This is a genomic window from Phaeovulum veldkampii DSM 11550, assembly GCF_003034995.1.
In the GTDB taxonomy this organism is placed as follows: Bacteria; Pseudomonadota; Alphaproteobacteria; order Rhodobacterales; family Rhodobacteraceae; genus Phaeovulum; species Phaeovulum veldkampii.
Genome location: NZ_PZKF01000115.1, coordinates 1 through 1,181 on the forward strand (window position 1 = coordinate 1; position 1,181 = coordinate 1,181).

The 1,181-nt window shown below is 63.3% G+C and carries 1 protein-coding gene; it reads left to right on the forward strand.

From position 1 onward, the window contains the following. The first annotated feature begins 61 nt into the window (after positions 1-61). On the forward strand, positions 62-1,153 hold the full coding sequence (locus C5F46_RS16155) for an IS630 family transposase (RefSeq protein ID WP_107326307.1): 1,092 nt from the start codon (positions 62-64) through the stop codon (positions 1,151-1,153). Positions 1,154-1,181: the final 28 nt, after the last annotated feature.

Consider the following 1,181-nt stretch of genomic DNA (forward strand, 5'->3'; position numbering starts at 1 on the left):
CCTAGTGTCCGCCACCTGACAGAAGATTCCCTTTTGGGATCAGGTATGTCATGCTTGAGGCATGAGACGCGATGACATCTGCCTTTACCTCGGCCCCGCCGACCGTGCGCAGCTTGAAGCTCTGTGCGCCAACCGCAACACACCGCGCAAGGTCGTCTGGCGCGCCGCGATCGTTCTGGCGACGGCCGATGGCTGCGGCACCAACGCGATCATGCGGCGTGCCAGGACGTCGAAGCCGACCGTGTGGCGCTGGCAGGCGCGGTATCTTGACGAAGGCGTCGAAGGGCTCCAGCGCGACAAGACCCGGCCCTCGCGCATCCCGCCGCTGCCGCGGGAGACGCGCCTGAAGGTGATCACCAAGACGGTGAAGGAGACGCCGCCCGATGGCACGCAGTGGAGCCGGTCGAGCATGGCCGCGGCGGTGGGCATCTCGCCGTCGAGCGTGGGGCGCATCTGGGCGGAGGCCGGTCTCAAGCCGCATCTGACGAAGGGCTTCAAGGTCTCGAACGACCCGGAGTTCGAGGCGAAAGTCACCGAGATCGTGGGGCTTTATCTCAATCCCCCCGAACGCGCGGTCGTGCTGTGCGTCGATGAGAAGTCGCAAATCCAGGCGCTCGACCGCACCCAGCCGGGGCTGCCGCTCAAGAAGGGTCGCGCGGCCACCATGACCCACGATTACAAACGCCACGGCACCACCACGCTGTTCGCCGCGCTCGATGTGAAATCGGGCATGGTCATCGGCGAATGCATGTCCCGCCACCGGGCGAAGGAGTTTCTGGCCTTCCTGCGCCGGATCGACCGTGCCGTCCTCAAGCCGCGCGATATCCATATTGTCCTGGACAACTACGCGACCCACAAGACGCCCGAAGTGCAGGCCTGGCTTGCAAAACACCCCCGGTTCAAGCTGCATTTCACCCCCACCAGCGCATCCTGGCTGAACATGGTCGAACGCTTCTTCGCCGAGATCACCAACCGGCGCATCCGCCGGGGAAGTTTCGACAGCGTCGATGATCTGGAGGAGGCGATCTATGACTACCTGCTGTTCCACAACGCCAAGGCCAAGCCCTTCGTCTGGACCAAATCCGCCGAAAATATCCTCACCAGAGAACGCCGTGCACTGGACGCACTCGATGAAATCCGTGGAAACAGGTAGCAACCGTCAGACTCGGAACACTAGGTGT